Source organism: Pseudomonas sp. FR229a (assembly GCF_030209115.1).
GTDB lineage: Bacteria > Pseudomonadota > Gammaproteobacteria > Pseudomonadales > Pseudomonadaceae > Aquipseudomonas > Aquipseudomonas moraviensis_A.
Window position 1 is genome coordinate 43,787 of the sequence record NZ_JARVSP010000014.1, and the last position, 21,306, is coordinate 65,092.

At 58.4% G+C, this 21,306-nt stretch carries 19 protein-coding genes and 1 other RNA gene; 12 read left to right on the forward strand and 8 right to left on the reverse strand.

Annotated elements, in window-relative coordinates:
• Positions 1-55: 55 nt before the first annotated feature.
• Positions 56-622: a nucleotide exchange factor GrpE gene (gene grpE / locus QRN33_RS12775; protein WP_039759570.1), complete on the reverse strand. Its 567-nt coding sequence runs from the start codon at positions 620-622 to the stop codon at positions 56-58.
• Positions 623-862: 240 nt separating this feature from the next.
• Here grpE and recN point away from each other — a divergent pair, with 240 nt between their 5' ends.
• Positions 863-2,536 (forward strand): DNA repair protein RecN, encoded by a 1,674-nt coding sequence (recN, locus tag QRN33_RS12780; protein ID WP_285408843.1) that lies wholly within the window; start codon positions 863-865, stop codon positions 2,534-2,536.
• Between the two features lie 76 nt (positions 2,537-2,612).
• On the opposite strand, the gene fur is transcribed toward recN, so the two are convergent.
• Complete coding sequence (fur, locus tag QRN33_RS12785) at positions 2,613-3,017, reverse strand: ferric iron uptake transcriptional regulator (RefSeq protein WP_016771770.1); 405 nt, start codon at positions 3,015-3,017, stop codon at positions 2,613-2,615.
• A gap of 97 nt (positions 3,018-3,114) precedes the next feature.
• Here fur and QRN33_RS12790 point away from each other — a divergent pair, with 97 nt between their 5' ends.
• Positions 3,115-3,642 carry an outer membrane protein assembly factor BamE gene (locus QRN33_RS12790; RefSeq protein ID WP_042608857.1) on the forward strand — a complete coding sequence of 176 codons (528 nt, stop codon included), beginning with the start codon at positions 3,115-3,117 and terminating at the stop codon, positions 3,640-3,642.
• Positions 3,643-3,703: 61 nt separating this feature from the next.
• On the opposite strand, the gene QRN33_RS12795 is transcribed toward QRN33_RS12790, so the two are convergent.
• Genes QRN33_RS12795 through QRN33_RS12805 form a run of 3 tightly spaced genes read right to left on the reverse strand, consistent with a single transcriptional unit; the run spans position 3,704 to position 5,856 of the window.
• A complete protein-coding gene (locus QRN33_RS12795) occupies positions 3,704-4,048 on the reverse strand; it encodes an RnfH family protein (RefSeq protein WP_285408846.1) in 345 nt (114 codons plus the stop codon).
• Entirely contained in the window at positions 4,011-4,445 is a 435-nt protein-coding gene (locus QRN33_RS12800; RefSeq protein ID WP_016771773.1) for a type II toxin-antitoxin system RatA family toxin, read from the reverse strand. Before QRN33_RS12800 ends, QRN33_RS12795 begins: the two co-directional genes overlap by 38 nt.
• A 7-nt stretch (positions 4,446-4,452) precedes the next feature.
• Positions 4,453-5,856 (reverse strand): sodium-dependent transporter, encoded by a 1,404-nt coding sequence (locus QRN33_RS12805; RefSeq protein ID WP_042608854.1) that lies wholly within the window; start codon positions 5,854-5,856, stop codon positions 4,453-4,455.
• A 119-nt stretch (positions 5,857-5,975) separates the two neighbouring features.
• On the opposite strand from QRN33_RS12805, the gene smpB reads away from it, so the two are divergent.
• Positions 5,976-6,458, forward strand: coding sequence for an SsrA-binding protein SmpB (gene smpB, locus QRN33_RS12810; RefSeq protein WP_007953781.1), 483 nt, complete (start codon positions 5,976-5,978; stop codon positions 6,456-6,458).
• Positions 6,459-6,575: 117 nt separating this feature from the next.
• Here smpB and QRN33_RS12815 read toward each other — a convergent pair whose 3' ends face one another.
• A complete protein-coding gene (locus QRN33_RS12815; RefSeq protein WP_042608853.1) occupies positions 6,576-7,343 on the reverse strand; it encodes a GntR family transcriptional regulator in 768 nt (255 codons plus the stop codon).
• 263 nt (positions 7,344-7,606) lie between these two features.
• On the opposite strand from QRN33_RS12815, the gene QRN33_RS12820 reads away from it, so the two are divergent.
• From QRN33_RS12820 to QRN33_RS12855, 8 genes are all read left to right on the forward strand, one after another.
• On the forward strand, positions 7,607-9,301 hold the full coding sequence (locus tag QRN33_RS12820) for a lactate permease LctP family transporter (protein WP_252873885.1): 1,695 nt from the start codon (positions 7,607-7,609) through the stop codon (positions 9,299-9,301).
• 149 nt (positions 9,302-9,450) lie between these two features.
• The gene (locus tag QRN33_RS12825) at positions 9,451-10,275 is read left to right on the forward strand and encodes a (Fe-S)-binding protein (RefSeq protein WP_285408851.1); all 825 of its coding nucleotides are present in this window, start codon (positions 9,451-9,453) and stop codon (positions 10,273-10,275) included.
• Positions 10,272-11,729 carry a LutB/LldF family L-lactate oxidation iron-sulfur protein gene (locus QRN33_RS12830; RefSeq protein ID WP_285408853.1) on the forward strand — a complete coding sequence of 486 codons (1,458 nt, stop codon included), beginning with the start codon at positions 10,272-10,274 and terminating at the stop codon, positions 11,727-11,729. The genes QRN33_RS12825 and QRN33_RS12830 overlap by 4 nt, the downstream gene beginning before the upstream one ends.
• Positions 11,726-12,397: a LutC/YkgG family protein gene (locus QRN33_RS12835; protein WP_285408855.1), complete on the forward strand. Its 672-nt coding sequence runs from the start codon at positions 11,726-11,728 to the stop codon at positions 12,395-12,397. Before QRN33_RS12830 ends, QRN33_RS12835 begins: the two co-directional genes overlap by 4 nt.
• Positions 12,394-15,204, forward strand: coding sequence for an FAD-binding and (Fe-S)-binding domain-containing protein (locus tag QRN33_RS12840; RefSeq protein WP_285408857.1), 2,811 nt, complete (start codon positions 12,394-12,396; stop codon positions 15,202-15,204). Before QRN33_RS12835 ends, QRN33_RS12840 begins: the two co-directional genes overlap by 4 nt.
• A 129-nt stretch (positions 15,205-15,333) precedes the next feature.
• Positions 15,334-15,612, forward strand: a complete 279-nt coding sequence (locus tag QRN33_RS12845) for a PA2433 domain-containing protein (protein ID WP_252881298.1) — start codon at positions 15,334-15,336, stop codon at positions 15,610-15,612.
• Between the two features lie 97 nt (positions 15,613-15,709).
• Positions 15,710-16,098: a transfer-messenger RNA gene (gene ssrA / locus QRN33_RS12850) on the forward strand.
• A gap of 184 nt (positions 16,099-16,282) precedes the next feature.
• On the forward strand, positions 16,283-17,539 hold the full coding sequence (locus tag QRN33_RS12855) for an integrase domain-containing protein (RefSeq protein WP_285408860.1): 1,257 nt from the start codon (positions 16,283-16,285) through the stop codon (positions 17,537-17,539).
• Between the two features lie 282 nt (positions 17,540-17,821).
• Here the strand turns inward: QRN33_RS12855 and QRN33_RS12860 are convergent, their stop codons facing one another.
• Complete coding sequence (locus QRN33_RS12860) at positions 17,822-18,730, reverse strand: viperin family antiviral radical SAM protein (protein WP_285408863.1); 909 nt, start codon at positions 18,728-18,730, stop codon at positions 17,822-17,824.
• Positions 18,731-18,784: 54 nt separating this feature from the next.
• A complete protein-coding gene (locus tag QRN33_RS12865) occupies positions 18,785-20,659 on the reverse strand; it encodes a formylglycine-generating enzyme family protein (RefSeq protein ID WP_285408865.1) in 1,875 nt (624 codons plus the stop codon).
• Between the two features lie 283 nt (positions 20,660-20,942).
• Between QRN33_RS12865 and QRN33_RS12870 the strand changes: the two genes are divergently transcribed.
• Positions 20,943-21,272 carry a hypothetical protein gene (locus QRN33_RS12870; RefSeq protein WP_285408867.1) on the forward strand — a complete coding sequence of 110 codons (330 nt, stop codon included), beginning with the start codon at positions 20,943-20,945 and terminating at the stop codon, positions 21,270-21,272.
• The last annotated feature ends 34 nt before the right edge of the window (positions 21,273-21,306 follow it).

Here is a 21,306-nt window from a genome sequence, read left to right on the forward strand (position 1 = left end):
TGACTGCGGTAGCACTTAAACGCTTGACTTCTAAATGGGGGCCTTGCGGCTAATTTCAAGCCTGCTCGTCAATCGAAGGCGAAACCGGTGCCGGCGCCTTGCTGACCACGACCATCGCCGGGCGCAGCAGGCGACCATTGAGCTGGTAACCCTTCTGGAAAACCTTCAGCACGCTGTTCGGCTCGACGTCGGCGCTTTCCTGCATGGCCATCGCCTGATGGTGAACGGCGTTGAACGGTTCGCCATGCGGATCGATCGCTTCAAGCTGGTAGCGCTTGAGGGTGTCGTGGAACATTTTGAGGGTCAGCTCGATGCCTTCGCGCATCGGACGGATGCTTTCGTCGTCCGGGCTCGACAGCTCGAGGCCGCGCTCCAGGCTGTCGACGATCGGCAGCAGGTCGCTGGCGAATTTTTCCAGGGCAAATTTGTGCGCCTTCTCGACGTCCTGCTCGGCACGGCGGCGAACGTTCTGCAGATCGGCAGCAACACGCAGAGACTGATCCTGCGCGGCGGCCAATTGCTCTTCGAGCACTTGCACACGGGTCGCCAGGTCGTCACCCGAACCTTCGGGCGCCTGATTGGCATCTGGGTTTTGCGTATCTACTGTCTGTTCGTCAGCCATAGAATTCTCCTTTCAATTTCGTCCGCGAGCCTGACTCGCGCTTCTGCCCCGATATATGGGGCCGCAAAATCAGGCTTCAAGGGCTGCAATCGATTGTCCCTACAAAAAAGTGCTGAATAGTCATTCTCGAATGCGCTAAGAAAACTTTTCTATCAAGCAAATCGAGCTAAGCGAGGGCATTGTCAGGCCGGAACAAAACACTGTATAAATAACCAGACCTCAAGCCTGGGAGCGGCCCTTATGCTGGTGCACCTGTCCGTACACAACTACGCCATCGTCGAACATCTCGATCTCGAACTCGATCGCGGGATGAGCGTGATCACAGGGGAAACCGGCGCCGGCAAATCGATCATGCTCGATGCCCTGGGCCTTACCCTGGGTGATCGCGCCGACAGCGGCGTGGTCCGCCCGGGCGCCGATAAAGCCGACATTCTCGCCACGTTCGACCTGGCCGATATCCCTGAAGCCAGCGCCTGGCTGACCGAGCGCGACCTGGAAAACGACGGGCCGTGCATTCTGCGTCGGGTCATCACCTCGGAAGGTCGTTCGCGCGGCTATATCAACGGCACGCCCTGCCCGCTTGGCGACCTCAAAGCCTTTGGCGAGCTGCTGATCGATATCCACAGCCAGCATGAACACCAGTCGCTGCTGAAAACCGACACCCATCGCCGCCTGCTCGACGAGTACGCCGGGGCCACCGATCTGGCGCGTCAGGTACAACTTGCCGCCCAGCGCTGGCGCCAGACCCGCCAGGAACTCGAGCGCCTCTCCAACTCCGGCGATGAACAACGCGCACGCCATCAACTGCTCAGCTACCAGCTCGAAGAACTGGAAAACCTCGGCCTCGGCGAAAACGAACTCGAACAGCTGGAGCAGGAACACAAGAACCTGACCAACGCCGAAACCTTGTTGGGCATTTGCCGGCAAGTGGTCGAGCAGTGCAGTGAAAGCGATTCCGGCAATGTGCTGAATGCGCTGACCGCCAGCCTCAATCGCCTGTCCAGCGTGAATAATTCAGTGGGTGCGCTGGGTGAAGCGAGCAGCCTGCTGACCAGCGCGCAGATTCAGGTAGAAGAAGCGGTCGGCGAGCTCAACCGCTTTCTCGACAACTTCGATGCCGACCCGGCTCGCCTGCAATATCTGGAAGAGCGCCTGGACGCGATCTACACCCTGGCGCGCAAACACCGGATTCAACCGACCGAAGTCGGCGAAATGCAGCAGAAGTTGCTGGAAGAAATCGAAACCCTGAACGCCAACGATGAATCCATCGAGCGCCTGGGCGAAGAGCTGGCCTCCTACGCCCGTCACTATCAAGAGAAAGCCCGCGAGCTGAGCGATCTCCGTCATCAGGCAGCCGGCAGTCTCGCCAGTGCGGTGGAGCAGGAAATCCAGCGCCTGGGCATGCCCGGCGGCCGCTTCACCATTGAACTGAAAGCCAACAGCAGCGACGAATTGCTGCCGAACGGACTGGAACAGGTCGAACTGCTGGTCAGCGCCAACCCCGGCCAACCGCTCAAGGCGCTGGCCAAAGTCGCGTCCGGCGGTGAGCTGTCGCGGATCAGTCTGGCGATTCAGGTGATCACCGCCCAGACCTCCCGTGTGCCAACGCTGGTATTCGACGAAGTGGACGTAGGTATCGGTGGCCCGACTGCCGAGATCGTCGGCCAGCTACTGCGGCGCCTCGGTGATCGCGGCCAGGTCTTGACCGTGACCCACTTGCCGCAAGTGGCGGCGCAGGGTCATCAGCATCTGTTCGTGCACAAGGTCCGCGACGAGAAGGCGACTCACACCGCCGTCGCGAAGCTGAGCAAGAACGAACGCATCGAAGAAGTCGCGCGCATGCTCGGTGGCATCGATCTGACCAAGGAATCCCTGGCTCACGCGAAAAAAATGGTGGTGACCGCCAAGGCCTGACAAACGGTAGAAAGCACGAAGGCGACCCTTGGGTCGCCTTCGTTCGTTTCGCGAATGTGAAATTCGCGCGACATGCTTACTTTTTCTTGCGTACGTACAGTACGAGATTGTGATCAACCATCTCGAAGCCGTGCTTCTCGACGATCGATTTCTGAAGTTTTTCGATTTCTTCGTCGAAGAATTCGATGACTTCACCCGACTCCACGTTGACCATATGGTCGTGGTGGCCACCGTCAGCCAGTTCGAAGACCGCGTGGCCGCCGTCGAAGTTGTGGCGGACCACGAGGCCGGCCGCTTCGAACTGGGTCAGTACACGGTAAACCGTGGCCAGGCCGACGTCCTCACCAGCTTCCATCAACGCCTTGTAGACGTCCTCGGCACTCATGTGGCGCTGCTCGGTAGAGTCGAGCATTTGCAGGATCTTGACCCGTGGCAGGGTCACTTTGAGGCCGGCTTTGCGTAGTTCGCTATTTTCAACCATGGTCAGCTTTCTCGCGATGCTGCTTCGCAGCTTCTCTTAATGCGGGTATGATCGGCGTTTACGTTGTCCCAGCCAAGATAGTGGAAGTCGCCCACCGATGCAAAACACCAAGCTCTTGCTAACCAGTTTCACCTTTGTGGGACTGCTCGCACTCGCCGGTTGTTCATTCCCCGGGGTTTACAAAATCGACATCCAGCAGGGCAATGTCGTCACGCAGGACATGATAGACCAGTTACGCCCGGGAATGACCCGGCCGCAAGTACGGTTTATCATGGGCAACCCTCTGCTTGCCGACACGTTCCATGCCGATCGCTGGGATTATCTGTACAGCCTGCAACCGGGTGGCGGTGAACGCCAGCAGGAACGAATCAGCGTTATCTTCAATTCCAACGACCAGCTTGTCAGCCTGTCCGGTGACTTCATGCCGGGCGTGAGCCGTGACGAAGCCATTCTCGGCAAGGACAGCGGCACGAACGTGACCGCGCCTGCTGAAAACGCCGAGAAGCCAGAAGCTGAGAAACCAGCCAAGCCCGGCTCCTTGCTGGATCAGATCCAGAAGGACGTCGATGGTGTGGAAACCGTACCGGTTCCGACACCAGAGCCGCTGGACACCTCGCCGCAGTAATCCGCGAGGCAATAAAAAACCCGGACATTCCGGGTTTTTTATTGCCTGTCGTTTGGCTCGATCAGGTATTGCGCGCCTTGGCCTCAGCAGCCTTGGCCGCACGCAGGCGTCGAACCTCTTTGGGATCCGCCAGCAGCGGACGATAAATTTCGATGCGATCGCCGGCCTGAACAGCACGCGCATCCGCGTCAGTCACGACTTTGCCAAAAATCCCCAGCGGACATTCCGCCAGATTCAGCTCAGGAAACTCGGCCGCGATGCCCGATTCGTGCACCGCCGCCCGAACGCTAACGCCCTCAGCGACGCTGATCGCACGCAGAACTTGCCGATCAACCGCCGCGTACACCACTTCTATATCGATCACCGGCTCAACCGTGCATCTGCTTGGCGCGCTGGCAGAAAGCATCCACCAGCTGATTGGCCGCCTGATTGAACAGCGGGCCCAACGTAGCGCGCACCAGCGGCCCGGCATAATCGAACGACAGATCCAGACTGATCTTGCAGGCTTTTTCGTTCAGCGCCTTGAACACCCAGATGCCGTGCAACTGTGTGAACGGGCCTTCTTCAAGGTTCATCTCGATCGACTGCCCCGGCACCAGCGTATTGCGCGTGACGAAATGCTGGCTGAGGCCGCCCTTGGCCACGCCGACACTGGCGCGCATGTGTTCCGGGGAGCTTTCCAGCACTTCGGCCTCCGAGCACCACGGCAGAAACTCCGGGTACCGCGCGACGTCGTTGACCAGGTCGTAGAGAAACTGCGCCGGGTACGGCAGAAGCGCGGATCGTTGGATATGTGTCGTCATGTAAGCGTTACTTCCAGAGCTGAGCGGCAAAGACTACAAGAATGCCGATAGGCGCCACGTAGCGCATCAAGAACAGGGAGAGGGCAAACAGAACCGGGTTACGGATGGACAATTCATCCCGCACCGCTTCTCGCCCCATCACCCATCCCGCGAACAGCACGAAACACAAGCCACCGAGCGGCAACATGATCCGCGAGGTGAAGAAATCGATCACACCGAAGAAGTCGAGACCGCTCTGCGCACCCCATTGGTAGAGGCTGAACACCCCGCCTTCGTTCACGAAAAACTTGGCTTCCTTCCAGATGTTGAAGGAAAACACCGTGCCCAGACCGACAAACCAGCAGGTGAACGCCAGCCAGAAAGTCACCCAGGCGCGGCTGATTTTCGTGCGTTCAACCAGGTAAGCCACCATCGGTTCGAGCAGGGAGATCGCCGAACTCCACGCGGCCACCGCGACCAGCACAAAGAACACCACGCCCATCAACTGGCCGAGAAATACGTTACCAAAAGCAAATGGCAGGCTGACGAACATCAGGCCGGGGCCTTCGCTCGGGTTCAGGCCCGCGGCGAACACAATCGGAAACAACGCCAGACCGGCTACCAGCGATACGAAAGTATCCAGCAGCGCAACACCGACCACCGTGCCCGACAGCGAGGTGTTCTTTGGCATGTAGGCGCCGTAGATCATGATCGAGCCGACGCCAACGCTCAGCGAAAAGAACGCGTGGCCCATCGCTGGCAACAGGCCGTCGAGGACTTTTTCCGGGTGGAAGTCGAACATGAAATGCACGCCTTCCATGAAATGCCCGGTGGTCATGCTGTACCCCAGCAACACCAACACCATCACGAACAGCAGCGGCATCATGATCCGCAAGCTGCGCTCAAGCCCGGCGACCACACCTTTGGCGATCACGTAGGCCGACAGCAGCATAAAAATCGTATGCCAAAGTGTCAGGCGCCATGGATTGGAGATGACATTGCCGAAATAGGCGCCGACCTGATCGGCCGTCGCGCCCTGGAAATCGCCCCGGCCCATGTCGACGATGTAGTCCAGCGACCAGCCGCCGACCACACTATAGAAAGACAGGATCAGCAGAGCCGTGATCATCCCGGCAAACGCGCCCCACGACCATTTGGCCGAGTGTCCCGCCTCCAGCGCCAGCACCTTCAGGGCGTTCGCCGGACTCTGTCGGGCGCGCCGGCCGATCAGGGTTTCCGCGAGCATGACCGGGACACCGATGAGCGCGATGCACGCCAGGAACATCAGCACGAAGGCGCCGCCACCGTAGACCCCGACCATGTAGGGGAACTTCCAGATACTACCCAGTCCCACGGCCGAACCGGTCGCGGCGAGTATGAATACCCAGCGGCTAGCCCAACTGCCGTGGACAGAAACCTTGTCTGTCGACATCGTTTATCACGCCCAAGCGTTAGAAAAAGAGGCCGCATTGTCCGGGATTCACTCAACCTGCTCAAGCACGCAGCAACACCGTAGCCGACAGCCGAACAACTCCATATAATGCCGCCCCTATGGCTAAACAGAAGAAACACCCAACAGGGACCATCGCGCAGAACAAAAAGGCGCGACACGATTACTTCATCGAGCACAAGTTCGAGGCTGGTCTGGTCCTGGCCGGCTGGGAAGTAAAAAGTCTGCGGGCGAGCAAGTTGCAGCTGGTCGACAGCTATGTCCTGCTCAAGGATGGCGAAGCGTGGTTGCTCGGCAGCCACATCACGCCGCTGATGACCGCAAGCACTCACGTCATCGCCGACCCGGTGCGCACGCGCAAACTGCTGCTCAACCGCCGCGAGCTGGACAAGCTCGCCGCCGCCGTGCAGCAAAAGGGTTACGCCTGCGTCTGCCTGTCCTGGTACTGGAGCAAGCACATGGTCAAGTGCGAGATCGCTCTGGGCAAGGGCAAGAAGGAATACGACAAGCGTGACACCGAGCGCGAGCGCGACGCCGGTCGTGAATTGCAGCGAGCGGTGCGCAACAAGGGCAAGGAAGACTGATCTTTCCCCTTTAGCGCCAATTCGCGAGCAGGCTCGCTCCCACATCAGGAATGCATTTCCATGTGGGAGCGAGCCTGCTCGCGAAAGCTATTTCAGCATCAACACAAACACGCCTGATCACATCCCCTTGCGCCGCTCCGCCCGAGCCATGCGCTGCACCTCCTGACGCACCTCTTCCAGCACTTCCTGCACATACAGAATATGTCGGCTGGACACTTCTCTGGCCTGCTCCGCGCGCCCTTCGATAATCGCCAGATACAATTCCCGATGCTGCGAGATCAGCATGTCACGGGTTTCCGTGCGCTGTTTGTACATGCCGCCAATGTTGGTCACGACGTTGCGCTTGAGCAGATCGAACAAACCGCGAATGGTATGCAGCAACACCGCGTTGTGGCTGGCCTCGGCAATCGCCAGATGAAATTTCGCATCCGCCGCGCCCTCTTCCGCGCGGCTGACCTCTTCATGGCGCGAGTAGCAATCCTGCAGCTCTTCGAACGCAGTAGTCAGTCGTTCACGATCGACATCGGTGGCGCGCAATGCGGCGTAATAGGCGCACGATGCCTCCAGGGTGTGCCGGAACTCGAGCAAATCACGCTGCGCTTCAGGATTGCTTTCAAGCAATTGCAACAGCGGATCGCTGAACGTCGAACCAAGCCCTTCCACCACATAATTGCCGCCGCCCTGGCGGCTGACCAGCAAGCCTTTGGCCGCGAGTTTCTGAATCGCCTCGCGCAACGACGGGCGTGATACGCCAAATTGTTCGGCCAGGGTGCGCTCGGCCGGCAGCCGCTCGCCTGACTTCAGCGTGCCCTCAAGGATCATCCCTTCGAGGCGCTCGACAATATCGTCAGACAAACGGCGCTGACGTATCTGATCAAAGCCCATAACTCATTTCTCCACGATCCCGACCGCTCGCCGGGCTGTCTATTCTGGCCTATCCGCGCGCCGCCGACACCTGCCAGACACCACTTCGCGAAACCGGATCAGTTGCCCCCTGCACCGTATCTTCGACGAAAGTTTCAGGGCGGCAAATTGACACACCTACGCCAAGGCTTTTACCCTAGCCAACAGCGCTTGTAAATTGGTCTTACCAATTATCCAAATACGCTGACAGTGCCTGACCAACAACAATTAGGGGCCACCCCACTATGCAAACCTGGCAACAGCTCTACAGCCCGCTCGGCAGTCTCGGCGTCTCCGCACTCGCGGCCGTCATTCCCATCGTGTTCTTCTTTCTCGCCCTGGCGGTGTTCCGCCTCAAAGGCCATGTGGCCGGCAGCATCACCCTCGCGCTCTCGATTGCCGTGGCGATTTTCGCTTTCCAGATGCCAGTGGACATGGCGTTCGCCGCCGCCGGTTATGGCTTCGCTTATGGTCTGTGGCCGATTGCCTGGATCATTGTCGCGGCGGTATTCCTTTACAAACTGACGGTGAAGAGCGGCCAGTTCGAGGTCATCCGCAGCTCGGTTCTTTCGATCACCGATGACCAGCGCCTGCAGGTGCTGCTGATCGGTTTCTGCTTCGGCGCATTTCTGGAAGGTGCCGCCGGTTTCGGCGCGCCGGTCGCGATTACTGCCGCACTCCTTGTAGGACTGGGCTTCAATCCGCTGTATGCCGCCGGCCTGTGCCTGATCGCCAACACCGCGCCGGTGGCGTTCGGCGCGCTGGGGATTCCGATCATCGTTGCGGGTCAGGTCACTGGCATTGACGCCTTCAAGATCGGCGCCATGACCGGTCGCCAACTGCCGCTGCTTTCGCTGTTCGTGCCGTTCTGGCTGGTGTTCATGATGGACGGCCTGCGCGGTGTGCGGGAAACCTGGCCGGCCGCGCTGGTGGCAGGTTTGAGCTTCGCCATCACCCAGTACTTCACTTCGAACTTCATCGGCCCGGAACTGCCGGACATCACCTCGGCGCTGGCCAGCCTGATTTCCCTGACCCTGTTCCTCAAGGTCTGGCAACCACGCCGCGCCGCCGGCCAGCACATCGTCGGCGCCGTGTCGGCTTCGGTGGTCAGCGCCAGCGTCGGCGGTTTCGGCCAGAAGCGCACCACCGTGGCTTCGCCCTACAGCCTCGGGGAAATTTTCAAGGCTTGGTCGCCGTTCCTGATCCTCACCGTACTGGTGACGATCTGGACACTGAAGCCTTTCAAAGCGATGTTCGCTGCTGGCGGCTCGATGTACAGCTGGGTATTCAACTTCGCGATTCCGCACCTTGATCAAGTGGTAATCAAGACTGCACCGATCGTAGCCAACCCGACTGCCATTCCAGCGGTGTTCAAACTTGATCCGATTTCCGCCACCGGCACAGCGATTTTCTTCTCCGCGCTGATTTCGATGCTGGTGCTGAAGATCGATTTCAAAACTGGTCTGACCACTTTGAAAGAGACCTTCTACGAACTGCGCTGGCCGATCCTGTCGATCGGCATGGTGCTGGCGTTCGCCTTTGTCACCAACTACTCCGGCATGTCCTCGACCATGGCTCTGGTATTGGCCGGTACCGGCGCGGCATTCCCGTTCTTCTCGCCGTTCCTCGGTTGGCTGGGCGTGTTCCTCACCGGTTCGGATACGTCGTCGAACGCGCTGTTCAGTTCGTTGCAAGCGACCACGGCGCACCAGATCGGCGTCAACGACACCTTGCTGGTGGCGGCCAATACCAGCGGCGGCGTGACCGGCAAGATGATCTCGCCGCAATCGATCGCCGTGGCTTGCGCCGCGACCGGTCTGGTCGGCAAGGAATCGGATCTGTTCCGCTTCACCCTCAAGCACAGCCTATTCTTTGCAACGATTGTCGGTTTGATCACCTTGGCTCAGGCCTACTGGTTCACCGGCATGCTGGTGCACTAAGACTACAAGAAGCATGGAAATAACCGACGCCGGCCCGTGAACCGGCGTCAGCAATTCACCACCGGGTCTGTAAGGCTGCTGAAAGCAACGCGCTTTATATTCGGCAGCCGCAGCAGACGGATAACCGGGCCCACCCGGAGACACGCCTGATGAGCGAGCTTTTCTACAACGCTGTGCCGAACGCGACCCGCGTGGCACCGCCACTGCCCGAACCTCGGCAATACCCCAGCGAAAAACCGTCGCGGGTCTACCTGTTCGGCACGTGTGTGGTCGACCTGTTCTACCCCGAAGCCGGGATGGACGCGATCCATCTGCTGGAGCGCGAAGGCATCCAGATCGAGTATCCGCAAGGGCAGAGTTGCTGCGGCCAACCGGCCTACACCTCGGGTTACACCGAGCAGGCGCGGACCGTAGCACGCTCGCAACTGGCGCTGTTTGCCGGGGATTATCCGGTGGTGGTGCCCTCGGGTTCCTGCGCCGGCATGCTGCGCGAGCATTACGCCGACTTGTTCAAGGACGAGCCGGAGACGTTGAAACAGGTGCAGGCCCTTGCGGCTCGCACCTATGAACTGGCAGAGTTTCTGCTGTTTGTCTGCAAGGTGCAGCTCAAGGACAGCGGCGAGCCGGTGAAAGTCGCGCTGCACACGTCGTGTTCGGCACGCCGCGAAATGAACACCCACCTGCACGGCCGCGAGTTGTTGGCGCAGTTGAGCAATGTGGAACGGGTCAATCACGACCACGAAAGCGAATGCTGTGGCTTTGGTGGGACATTCAGCGTCCGTATGCCAGACATTTCCGGCGCGATGGTGGCTGACAAGACCCGCGCGCTGAAGGACTCCGGCGCACACAAGGTACTAAGTGCCGACTGCGGCTGTCTGATGAACATCAACGGCGCACTGGAGAAACAGCAGGAAGCGTTACGCGGGCAACATCTGGCGACCTTCCTCTGGCAGCGAACCGGAGGTGCGCAATGAGCACCTCGACGATTATTCCTACGGTCGCCGTAGAAGAAGATTTTCGCACCCGGGCGCACAACGCTTTGGGTGATCAGCAGCTGCGGCACAACTTCCGCACTGCCATGGATTCACTGATGACCAAGCGGGCAGCGGCTTTCAGCGATGCCCACGAAAGAGAACACTTGCGCGCACTGGGCAATTCGATCAAGGCCCGCGCGCTGTCCAAGTTGCCCGACCTGCTCGAGCAACTGGAACAGAACCTGACCCGCAACGGTGTGACAGTGCACTGGGCGGAAACGGTGGACGAGGCCAATGGCATCGTCCTGTCGATCATCCGCGCTCACGAGGCGCGGCAAGTGATCAAGGGCAAATCGATGGTCAGCGAAGAGATGGAGATGAACCATTTCCTCGAGGCTCGGGACATTGAATGTCTGGAGTCCGACATGGGGGAGTACATCGTCCAGCTCGACCACGAGAAGCCTTCACACATCATTATGCCGGCGATCCACAAGAATGCCGGTCAGGTCGCGTCCTTGTTCCACGACAAACTTGGCGTGGAATACACCAAGGACGTTGACCAACTCATTCAGATCGGTCGCAGGGTCCTGCGGCAGAAATTCTTCGAAGCCGACATCGGCGTCTCCGGCGTCAACTTCGCCGTGGCCGAAACCGGCACCCTGCTGCTGGTGGAAAACGAAGGCAACGGGCGCATGACCACCACCGTGCCGCCGGTGCACATCGCTGTGACCGGCATCGAAAAAGTCGTGGAAAACCTGCGCGACGTGGTGCCGCTGCTGTCACTGCTGACGCGCTCGGCGCTGGGCATTCCGATCACCACCTACGTCAACATGATCTCCGGCCCGCGCAAGGAACACGAGCTCGACGGCCCGCAGGAAGTGCATCTGGTGCTGCTCGACAACGGTCGCAGCCAGGCCTTCGCCGACAGTGAATTGCGCCAGACCCTGAACTGCATCCGCTGCGGCGCCTGCATGAATCATTGCCCGGTGTACACCCGCGTCGGCGGCCACACCTATGGCGAGGTCTACCCCGGGCCGATCGGCAAAATCATCACCCCGCACATGGTCGGCCTGGCCAAGGTTCCGGACCACCCGAGCGCGTCCTCATTGTGCGGCGCCTGTGGTGAAGTCTGCCCGGTGAAAATTCCGATCCCGGCGATCCTGCGCCGTCTGCGCGAAGAAAACGTCAAAGCCCCGGACGCGCCGAATCAGGTGATGCGCGGTCAGGGCAGCAAATATTCACGCAAGGAGCGTTTTATCTGGAACGCCTGGGCCAGGCTCAACAGCTCGCCAACTCTGTACCGAATCTTTGCTTTTTTCGCCACGCGTCTGCGCGGGCTGACACCGAGCAACGTCGGCCCGTGGACGCAAAATCACAGCGCACCAAAACCCGCCGCGCGTTCGTTGCATGACATGGCCCGCGAGCATCTGGGCAAACAGGGAGAGCGTCGATGAGCGCCAAGCAAAATATCCTCGGCAAGCTGCGGAAAAGTCTGACCGGCACCACGCCGATCGCCGACACCTTCGACGTCGATCTGGTCACCCAGCCCTACACCTACAGCTCCGAGCAACGCATCCCGCAACTGCGCAAACTGATGGAAGCGGTGCACACCGAAATCCACCTGACCTCGGGAGCCGAGTGGCCGGCATTACTGGCGCAACTGCTGCGCGACCGCCAATTGCCGAGCCTGCTGATCGCACCGACAACACCCCACGGGCAACGCATCACACATCACTGGGCGAATAATCCCGAGCTGCCAGCACTGAAATCCTACGACCGGCCGATGGAAGAATGGAAAGCCGAGCTGTTCAACGACACCCCGGCCAGCCTCACCGGCACCCTCGGCGCCATTGCTGCGACCGGCAGCCTGATCATCTGGCCAACCCGTGAAGAGCCACGCTTGATGAGCCTGGTGCCGCCGGTGCATTTCGCCCTGCTCAAGGCCAGCGAAATCCGCGACAACTTCTATCAAGTGCAACAGGAGTTCGAATGGGCGCAAGGCATGCCGACCAACGCGCTGCTGGTCTCCGGCCCGTCGAAAACCGCCGATATTGAACAGGTCCTCGCCTATGGCGCCCATGGCCCGAAAGATCTGGTCGTGCTGATTCTGGAGGATCAATGAGTCTTCCTGCCGCTTTCCTGCGTGATGCCGAGCAACTGATACCGCCAGAGCGGCGCTTCGATGATCCGCTGTCGACCCTGGCCTTTGGCACCGACGCCAGTTTCTATCGACTGATCCCGAAACTGGTAATCCGCGTCGAATCCGAGGACGAAGTGGTGGCGCTGCTGCAACTGGCCCAGCGCGACAAGGTGCCGGTGACCTTCCGCGCCGCCGGCACCAGCCTGTCCGGGCAGGCGATCAGCGATTCCGTGCTGATCGTGCTTGGGGATAACTGGAACGCCCGCGAGATTCGCGGCCAGGGCACGCAGATCCGCCTGCAACCGGGCGTGATCGGCGCGCAGGCCAACGCCTGGCTGGCACCGTTCGGGCGCAAGATTGGCCCGGACCCGGCGTCGATCAATGCCTGCAAGATCGGCGGTATCGTCGCCAACAACGCCAGCGGGATGTGCTGTGGCACCGCGCAAAATACCTATCACACCCTGGCCGGGATTCGTCTGGTGCTGGCCGACGGCACGCGTCTCGACACCGAGGACACTGCCAGCGTCGCGGCATTTCGTTCAAGCCACGGCGAACTGCTCGAACGACTGGCGACATTGGGCCGCGAGACCCGCGCCAATGCCGAACTGGCCGCGAGAATTCGCCACAAATACCGTCTGAAAAATACCACCGGCCTGTCGCTGAATGCCTTGGTGGATTTCGACGAGCCTGTGGATATCTTGAGCCACCTGCTGGTCGGCTCCGAGGGCACCCTCGGCTTTATCAGCGCGGTGACCTACGACACCGTCATCGATCACCCGAACAAGGCCTCGGCGCTGATTGTGTTCCCCGATGTCGAAACTTGCTGCAACGCCGTCACCGTGCTGAAAAGCCAACCGGTATCCGCAGTGGAACTGCTCGACCGACGCAGTCTGCGCTCGGTGCAGGACAAAAAAGGCATGCCGGCTTTCGTACAGCTGCTGTCGGAAAATGCCTGCGCGCTGCTCATCGAATCCCGCGCCGCCTCGTCGACATTACTGCAGGAACAACTGGCGCAAATCATGGCGTCGCTGCGCGATTTTCCCGTAGAGAAGCAGGTCGATTTCACCGAAGACCCAGTGGAAAACGCCCGACTCTGGGCCATTCGCAAGGACACCTTCCCTGCCGTCGGCGCCGTGCGCAAAACCGGCACCACAGTGATCATCGAAGACGTGACCTTCCCGGTCGAACAACTGGCGATCGGCGTCAATCGCCTGATTGAGCTATTCGACAAACATGCCTACGACGAAGCGATCCTTTTCGGACACGCACTGGAAGGCAATCTGCACTTCGTCTTCACCCAAGGCTTCAACAGCCCGGAAGAAATCGCACGCTACCAAGCGTTCATGGACGACGTCGCGCAACTGGTTGCAGTGGAATTCGGCGGCTCGCTGAAGGCCGAACACGGCACCGGCCGCAACATGGCGCCGTTCGTGGAACTGGAATGGGGCAGCGACGCCTACCAACTGATGTGGCAGCTCAAACGCCTGCTCGACCCTAACGGTATTCTCAATCCGGACGTGGTGCTTAGCGAAGATCCGCAGATCCATCTCAAGCACCTGAAGCCACTGCCGGCGGCGGACGAGATTGTGGATAAGTGCATCGAGTGCGGTTTCTGCGAGCCGGTCTGCCCATCCAAAGGCCTGACCCTGAGCCCGCGCCAGCGCATCGTGATCTGGCGTGATATCCAGGCAAAAAAACGCGCGGGCGTCGACACCAGCGAACTGGAAAAAGCCTTCGACTACCAAGGCATCGACACCTGCGCCGCGACCGGGCTCTGTGCACAACGCTGCCCTGTAGGCATCAACACCGGCGAACTGGTGAAAAAGCTTCGTGGCCGACACGCCACGCACCAGAAAACCGCCGACTGGATCGAAGGAAATTTCGCCAAGACCCTGCAAGGCGCGCGCTTCACTCTGCACGTCGCCAACGGCGCGCGAATGATGCTCGGGGCGCCGCGTCTGGCGAAGTTGTCGGCGACGCTGACGCGCTTGTCCAAAGGCCAAGTGCCGCTGTGGACCAACGCCATGCCACAACCGGAAAAAGCCATTCGCTTCAGCCCGAGCGTTTCGGACGAGCGCCCGCGCGTGGTCTACCTGGCGGCTTGCGTCTCGCGGGTCATGGGCCCGGCGGCGGGCGACAAAGAACAGATGTCGCTGTACGACAAAACCCGTGGCCTGCTGGAAAAAGCCGGTTACCAGGTAGTCTTTCCCGACAACCAGGACAACCTCTGCTGCGGTCAGCCATTCGCCTCCAAAGGCTATGCCGAACAGGCCGAGCACAAACGCCAGGAACTGATCAGCGCCCTGCTCCACGCCAGTCGCGGCGGCCTCGATCCGATCTATTGCGACACCAGCCCGTGTACGTTGCGTCTGGTTCAGGACATCGGCGAAACGCGACTGGATCTGTACGATCCGGTGCGCTTCATCCGTACGCATCTGATGGATCGTCTGGACTTCACCCCCCAGGAAGCACCGATTGCCGTGCACGTGACCTGTAGCACTCAGCACCTGGGCGAAAGCCAGGCGCTGATCGATCTGGCGCGCAAATGCAGCAACACCGTGGTGATTCCCGAAGGCATACATTGCTGCGGATTCGCCGGCGATAAAGGCTTCACCACACCGGAGTTGAACCGCCATTCACTGCGTACGCTCAAGGACGCCGTGCAGCACTGCAGCGAGGGGATTTCCACCAGCCGCACGTGCGAAATCGGCCTGACCCAGCACGGTGGAATCGACTACCACGGGCTGGTTTATCTGGTGGATCGGGTGACGTGGGCAAAAGTCGTCTGAAGAAAAATAGAACTCTTGAGCGAGACGGCAATCCACAGAACAGGCCCCGACAAATCGGGGCTTTTCCTCCATTCGGTGGCTCGCGCAGCGGTCAGCGAAGCCTGGATCCCTCAGTTCAAGGAGATACACATGAAGCGTTCTGTACTGTTAGGTCTGTTCGTTACTGCCTCGATGATGGCGTCCACTTCGTTCGCCGCAGACAAGCCTGCCGATCTGTGCGATGCCAATATTCAAACCATCAATGGTATGAAAGCTCAGCTGTCAGCGAAGCCAGAATTGAGCCAGCGCGCCGAGACCAGCGTGGGCAAAGCCCAATCGCTCAAGTCCGAAGGCAAAATTGACGACTGCGTTGCGGAAACCTCGCAAACCATCGTTGAGCTACGTAAAAACACCGGCACCAACAACTGATCCATGTGACGGGCTAACCTGCGGGTTGGCCTCGTCGGTAGATTGACGTACACTGTGCACGCTTGTTGCCCGATCAGATTCACCGGGCAATGAGTTCGGGGCCGTTTAGGATTCGACGCCGGTTGCGAAACTCTAGGTGCATGCCGACTTGGTAACAGAAGTCGTAAATCCACTGTTGCAACTACTTATAGTTGCCAATGACGACCAATACGGTGTTGCTCTCGCTGCTTAATTGCAGCTGACAATGCTCCTGGTACCTTCGGGTCCAGCAATCATCAGGGGATGTCTGTAAACCCGAAATGATTGTCATATAGAACAGAATCGCCGTGCAGTACGTTGTGGACGAAGCGGCTAAAACTTACACAACTCGCCCAAAGCACCCTGCCCGTCGGGTCGCTGAGGGTTAACTTAATAGACACGGCTACGCATGTAGTACCGACAGCGGAGTACTGGCGGACGGGGGTTCAAATCCCCCCGGCTCCACCATTTCATCATCTAAAGACGTCCACGGACGTCTTTTTTTGTGCCTTAAAACCAGTAAATACGGGGCTTTCAGCACCATCAAGATCCGTCAGCGTCCATAGACATCCATGCGAACGTGTATTCCAAGTGGTATTCCAAGCTCCCAGCTGGTAATTTTTGGAATACACAAACAGCATTGGAATACACCATGGGTGCCCAAGCCACGCGCCTTTCAGACCTGAAAGTCAAAGCCGCCAAACCTAAGGAAAAGGACTACACGCTAACTGATGGCAACGGCCTTCAAATGCGAGTGAGAATCAATGGCTCAAAGCTGTGGAATTTCAACTATATCCATCCCGTAACCAAAAAACGGATCAACATGGGACTAGGCACCTTCCCCGATGTGAGCCTGGCTCAAGCACGCAAGCGAACCGTTGAGGCGAGGGAGATCGTCGCTCAGGGGCTGGACCCGAAAGAGCAGCGCGATGCGGAGCGGCAAGCGAAAAAAGCAGCCATAGAACACACTTTCGAAAACGTGACGACGGCGTGGTTTGAGCTCAAAAAGGATTCAGTCACCCCTGCCTATGCCGAAGACATTTGGCGCTCTCTCACGCTGCACATCTTCCCGGACCTGGGTACCACACCGATATCAGCCATCAATGCCCCTAAGGTCATCGATTTGCTTAGACCCTTGGAAACCAAAGGCAGCCTTGAAACCGTTAAACGACTGTCACAGCGCCTCAACGAGATCATGACCTACGGAGTCAACTCAGGACTCATTCACGCAAACCCGCTCAGCGGTATTCGCTCAGTCTTCAAGAAACCGAAAAAGAAGAATATGGCAGCGCTTGCTCCCGATGAGCTAAAAGAGCTCATGGTGGCAATTGCCAATGCCAGCATAAAAAGAACTACGCGCTGCCTTATCGAATGGCAGCTAAACACGATGACCCGGCCAGCAGAGGCAGCCACCACCCGCTGGGCCGATATCGACTTCGAAAAGCGTATCTGGACGATTCCTGCAGAGCGCATGAAGAAACGGCGCATTCATATCGTGCCGCTCACGGAACAAGCACTAGCGCTTTTGGATGCAATCAAACCCTACAGCGGGCATCGGGAGTACGTGTTTCCTGCAGACCGCAATCCTCGAACCCACTGCAACAGCCAGACCGCCAACATGGCGTTAAAGCGTATGGGCTTCGAAGGTCGCCTGGTCAGCCATGGCATGCGCTCAATGGCCAGCACCATCCTCAACGAACACGGATGGGATCCTGAATTAATCGAGGTGGCACTTGCCCACGTCGACAAGGATGAAGTGCGCAGCGCTTATAACCGAGCGGATTACATCGAGCGCAGACGCCCCATGATGGCCTGGTGGAGCGAGCACATTCAGGAAGCTGCAACCGGCAATCTGTCAGTGTCAGCAATGACGGAAAATCGGGACAGAAAAGTCGTTTCGATTCGCTGACAAGCTTATCCCTGACCAGAAGCAAGCAGTGCCGCTCCAGGCCAGGGACACCCAACAAGTGCTAAGTATCTGGCACGCAATGGATATTACTTATCAGACGCCTGACAGCATGCAGGAAGTTATCAAATGCGCGGTAATCGCTTGGAGTGCAAGGCACGCTGACAAAGCCTCGTCCTTCGGGCGGGCGAATGCGGCCATGAGAGCGTCCCGACTGATATGACCAACCCTCAGCGAGAAGACGCCTAATCAGCAGATTGATGTCCTTGGATGAGCTGTATCTTCTCATTCTCGCCCCACGACCAATGCGTCCCGGTACCTCGCAGCATATGCGCCGGCCGAAAATCGCCATTCACTGAACGCACGCTCCGCACCAATCACGTCAATAGGATTGCTGTAGTGGTAACCCTTCTGAGCGGTTGTGTTCTGAAAGAAGCGGCCCAGCGGGTCGATCATAATGTACGACTCCGTCATGTCATCATTACCCTCAACACACATCACGTCATGAAAAGCGTCATGCCGCGCAACGAAGGCAAGAAAATTCTCAGACGAAACTGCCAGATCACTGGTTACTACCTGCAGCATGCGTAAAACTTTCCATCGGTCTGGCATAAGCGCATGCATGATCGGCGTCATGTCTTCTTGGTGGTTCAGTGCATTGACCACTGTATTAACCTTCAATCGTAGAGCCGAATTCTGCGTCTTTGCGCGCACCAGCACTTCGGAGAGCGAGTCCACCTCCAGCAAAGAGCCACGACTGTCGACGCGGCCAATGCCAATGTTCCTGGATGAATCCGCTGAGTCCAGACTCAGTCCGAGCATGGAAACCAGCGGTGCGAGTCGGTCAATCAAATCGTTAGTGAGCCGGCTACCATTGGTGATAATGGACGCACCCATCCCCTTACTTCTCGCATATTCCAGTGCCCGAAGCAGAGCATCTTGATACAGCAGCGGGTCTCCACCGGCCAGATTCAAACGAATGCTGGACCATGTCATGTGTTGACTGAGCGGATTGGCATCGTTCTCCGGTTGAAAGAATGCCTGCAGTTCATCGAGCAAATTACGGACGCGAGTCCAGTCATGCAGCAACTCCCTGCCGGCACCATCCCATTTCGCATAGCAGTAACGGCACTTGTAGTTACAAACCTCGGTGATGTGCCAGTTGATAACTAATTCGGAAACGTGAGGACGCATAGCCCCCTCTCCACTTCGGAGATACACCATGATTCAGCTCCTGGTGAAAGAGGGTTAGGCGTCGAGATGAGCGACGTAGCAAAGCCGGAACCCGACTTTTACGCCCTTGTAGCTCATCGTCATATGAACCGGGCAGAGATTGCCCTCAATTGAGCCACCAACAATAGATTGGCCGGTTGCTACAGAGACAATCGGCGCTGCTCCATGCTGGCAGTCAGAAAGCCACTCGCCGAAACCCGGCACCGAGAGGAATGGGACTCCTTCGTCGTTGTCGACCCATTTCAAGTTCGGTCCGAAGTGCATGGAGCCGTCAGGCCGGTGGCAATGCGAAGAATTGCCACCCAGCCTACCATCCCCACCGACAATGCCCCAGCCCAACTGTTCATAAATGGGATCGTCTGGCATCTCTCCCTTTTTAACGACAAGGCTACGCACCGATGACACATGGCTAAAGTCCATCGGCGGCGGGGCGATCTGCTGCCATTCTTCGATACTCATCAGTCGAACAGGAAGCCCTGTCCGCCTCTCATAGTCACGGCAATAGGCCACAGCATCCAGCCAGGTCAGGCTCACCGGAAGCTCAGCGGAATCCATGTTGATAGTGCCCAAGTCGTCGATTTCCTTCGAGCTTGTTTTGAGCGCCTTCTCTTGCCTGGCCTGCCCCCAGTTCGACCGAGCACAGAAATCGAAAAAATCAGCGATCGAAACGGGGGGAGACACCATCAAGCAGCTCTCACCGAGCCGGTGCGGGATGAAGTCATCGGATGAGACCCCAGTATCAGGGCGTGGCGTTCGGTACCCCTTGCCGGCAATGAGCTCACGCTGAATCAGCTTCGCATAACCAGGCCAATTGGCTGCCGTTCCACCTTCGGCGTAATGACGCGATTCTGCATCGTGCTCCAGCTTTTCCGCCCAAGTGCCGGTTGCAAAGTACATATGCCCGTCCAGCTTGCTCCGGTCCATAGCCTTAGGGACTTCATCCTTGTTAAAAAACGGGTAAAGCGGGTTGGAGGAAAACTCCTTGTCGCGCTGATCACGAACAACCCAGTCAAAAGCGCCGTTGGCACCGTTCAGAAATATAAGGTTGGCATTTCCTGGAACTGGTAATACGTCCACCCAGCCATCATCGGAGCCTTCAATTTCTTTACGGAACAGCTGGAACAGCTGCAGCTCAAACGCCAGATCTTCTTCGGACATGTTGTAACTGCGCATCACCGGCTTACCCACTGCCGGCTCCATCAGATTGCTGCCCATCATGTTGTACATGCAGCCGATGAACTCACTTACCGCGTTGAGCATCAACATCCGGCCGGTCATATCGAGGTAGTCGAAACCGCAGCCATCCTGCATGTACTCTGCACGCATGAGGATTTTGTCCTCATGCTGCTCACAAAATGCGTATCGCTGCTGGTCTGTCCAAAATGTGCGGCCAGCTACTTGGTCAAAATCCAGACGACCGTACGCGCGAGGGGCGAACAGGCTAGAACCCACCCCGGTAAAGATCCGCTTGGGCAGTGCCAGACCGGAGTTGAACAACCGATCGGCAACCTGCCGCGCCACTAGAGCACCAACCATTCTTGGCGAATACGACCACTTAATGAGATCAGTCGGCACCGACATGCCGTGCTCGCACAGAAAGTCGGCAACCTTCTGCTGCTCGACCTCGCGCCAGTGGGTATAGGACTGCGCACCGAGGGTGCGGGCAAGTGCGTCCTGCAGCGCAACCGATTTGACGGAGCGCGCAATCTGCTTGGGAATGGGCCGCGACCAACGACTGCGCAGCTCGTCTACAGCACCACGAATGTGGTCGTGATGAAGGCCTTCGATTCGCATGGACCAGAAGCGCTCAGAACTCCCGTCTTCGGTGTTCGGCTTCTCAGTCAGGACATAGACGTCACGCGATGCACGCAACAAATCAGGCATATTCATAGCTCTCTCCAATAAAGCCACGGCAACAAAGTACCGTGCTGCCTCAGGCAACAGGTCATGGTCAGCAGGGATTTGGAGAGAGAGGGCAAGGCCCTTTGAGCTGATCAACTGAGGAGGCAACTGCTCAGCCGTGGTTGCTCAGGCACCACACGCACTCAAGCGATGATGGATATTATTACTGACCATAGCCCGATTACAAGGCCTCGATTGTTAAGGTTTTCGATTCAAAATAATTTCAACCACACATTACTGCTATGACATCACCACCAAAGAGGTTCGCCCCATGTCATTGCAGTGCCCTCGCTGTCACTCACCCAAAGTCGCTTCATTCCATCCAGCCATGAAAGTTGGCGCGGCCATCGGCACCGTAGGCGGTGTTGCGCGCGGCGTCAGCGCAGCACTGGCTGGCGGTCAGGCCGGTGCGCTGATTGGCACTCTCGCAGGGCCTTTCGGCGTCACTCTCGGTTATGTATCAGGTGCGATCCTCGGAGGCCTGGCCGGCGGGGTTGGTGGTTGTGCTCTCGGCGCGCGGCTGGGCGATACGCTCGACCGACACGTCCTGGCCAACAACCTCTGCTTACTCTGCGGTCATCGCTTCAATCTTCCAGCCTGACCTGGCGGCACCACACCTTTCTATTCATTTCGTC

What these genes read in the sequence shown, in the direction of transcription:
- grpE (WP_039759570.1), bottom strand. Translation starts at nt 622, where the DNA reads ATGGCTGACGAACAGACAGTAGATACGCAAAACCCAGATGCCAATCAG.
- recN (WP_285408843.1), top strand. Translation starts at nt 863, where the DNA reads ATGCTGGTGCACCTGTCCGTACACAACTACGCCATCGTCGAACATCTC.
- fur (WP_016771770.1), bottom strand. Translation starts at nt 3,017, where the DNA reads ATGGTTGAAAATAGCGAACTACGCAAAGCCGGCCTCAAAGTGACCCTG.
- QRN33_RS12790 (WP_042608857.1), top strand. Translation starts at nt 3,115, where the DNA reads ATGCAAAACACCAAGCTCTTGCTAACCAGTTTCACCTTTGTGGGACTG.
- QRN33_RS12795 (WP_285408846.1), bottom strand. Translation starts at nt 4,048, where the DNA reads ATGCTTTCTGCCAGCGCGCCAAGCAGATGCACGGTTGAGCCGGTGATC.
- QRN33_RS12800 (WP_016771773.1), bottom strand. Translation starts at nt 4,445, where the DNA reads ATGACGACACATATCCAACGATCCGCGCTTCTGCCGTACCCGGCGCAG.
- QRN33_RS12805 (WP_042608854.1), bottom strand. Translation starts at nt 5,856, where the DNA reads ATGTCGACAGACAAGGTTTCTGTCCACGGCAGTTGGGCTAGCCGCTGG.
- smpB (WP_007953781.1), top strand. Translation starts at nt 5,976, where the DNA reads ATGGCTAAACAGAAGAAACACCCAACAGGGACCATCGCGCAGAACAAA.
- QRN33_RS12815 (WP_042608853.1), bottom strand. Translation starts at nt 7,343, where the DNA reads ATGGGCTTTGATCAGATACGTCAGCGCCGTTTGTCTGACGATATTGTC.
- QRN33_RS12820 (WP_252873885.1), top strand. Translation starts at nt 7,607, where the DNA reads ATGCAAACCTGGCAACAGCTCTACAGCCCGCTCGGCAGTCTCGGCGTC.
- QRN33_RS12825 (WP_285408851.1), top strand. Translation starts at nt 9,451, where the DNA reads ATGAGCGAGCTTTTCTACAACGCTGTGCCGAACGCGACCCGCGTGGCA.
- QRN33_RS12830 (WP_285408853.1), top strand. Translation starts at nt 10,272, where the DNA reads ATGAGCACCTCGACGATTATTCCTACGGTCGCCGTAGAAGAAGATTTT.
- QRN33_RS12835 (WP_285408855.1), top strand. Translation starts at nt 11,726, where the DNA reads ATGAGCGCCAAGCAAAATATCCTCGGCAAGCTGCGGAAAAGTCTGACC.
- QRN33_RS12840 (WP_285408857.1), top strand. Translation starts at nt 12,394, where the DNA reads ATGAGTCTTCCTGCCGCTTTCCTGCGTGATGCCGAGCAACTGATACCG.
- QRN33_RS12845 (WP_252881298.1), top strand. Translation starts at nt 15,334, where the DNA reads ATGAAGCGTTCTGTACTGTTAGGTCTGTTCGTTACTGCCTCGATGATG.
- QRN33_RS12855 (WP_285408860.1), top strand. Translation starts at nt 16,283, where the DNA reads ATGGGTGCCCAAGCCACGCGCCTTTCAGACCTGAAAGTCAAAGCCGCC.
- QRN33_RS12860 (WP_285408863.1), bottom strand. Translation starts at nt 18,730, where the DNA reads ATGCGTCCTCACGTTTCCGAATTAGTTATCAACTGGCACATCACCGAG.
- QRN33_RS12865 (WP_285408865.1), bottom strand. Translation starts at nt 20,659, where the DNA reads ATGAATATGCCTGATTTGTTGCGTGCATCGCGTGACGTCTATGTCCTG.
- QRN33_RS12870 (WP_285408867.1), top strand. Translation starts at nt 20,943, where the DNA reads ATGTCATTGCAGTGCCCTCGCTGTCACTCACCCAAAGTCGCTTCATTC.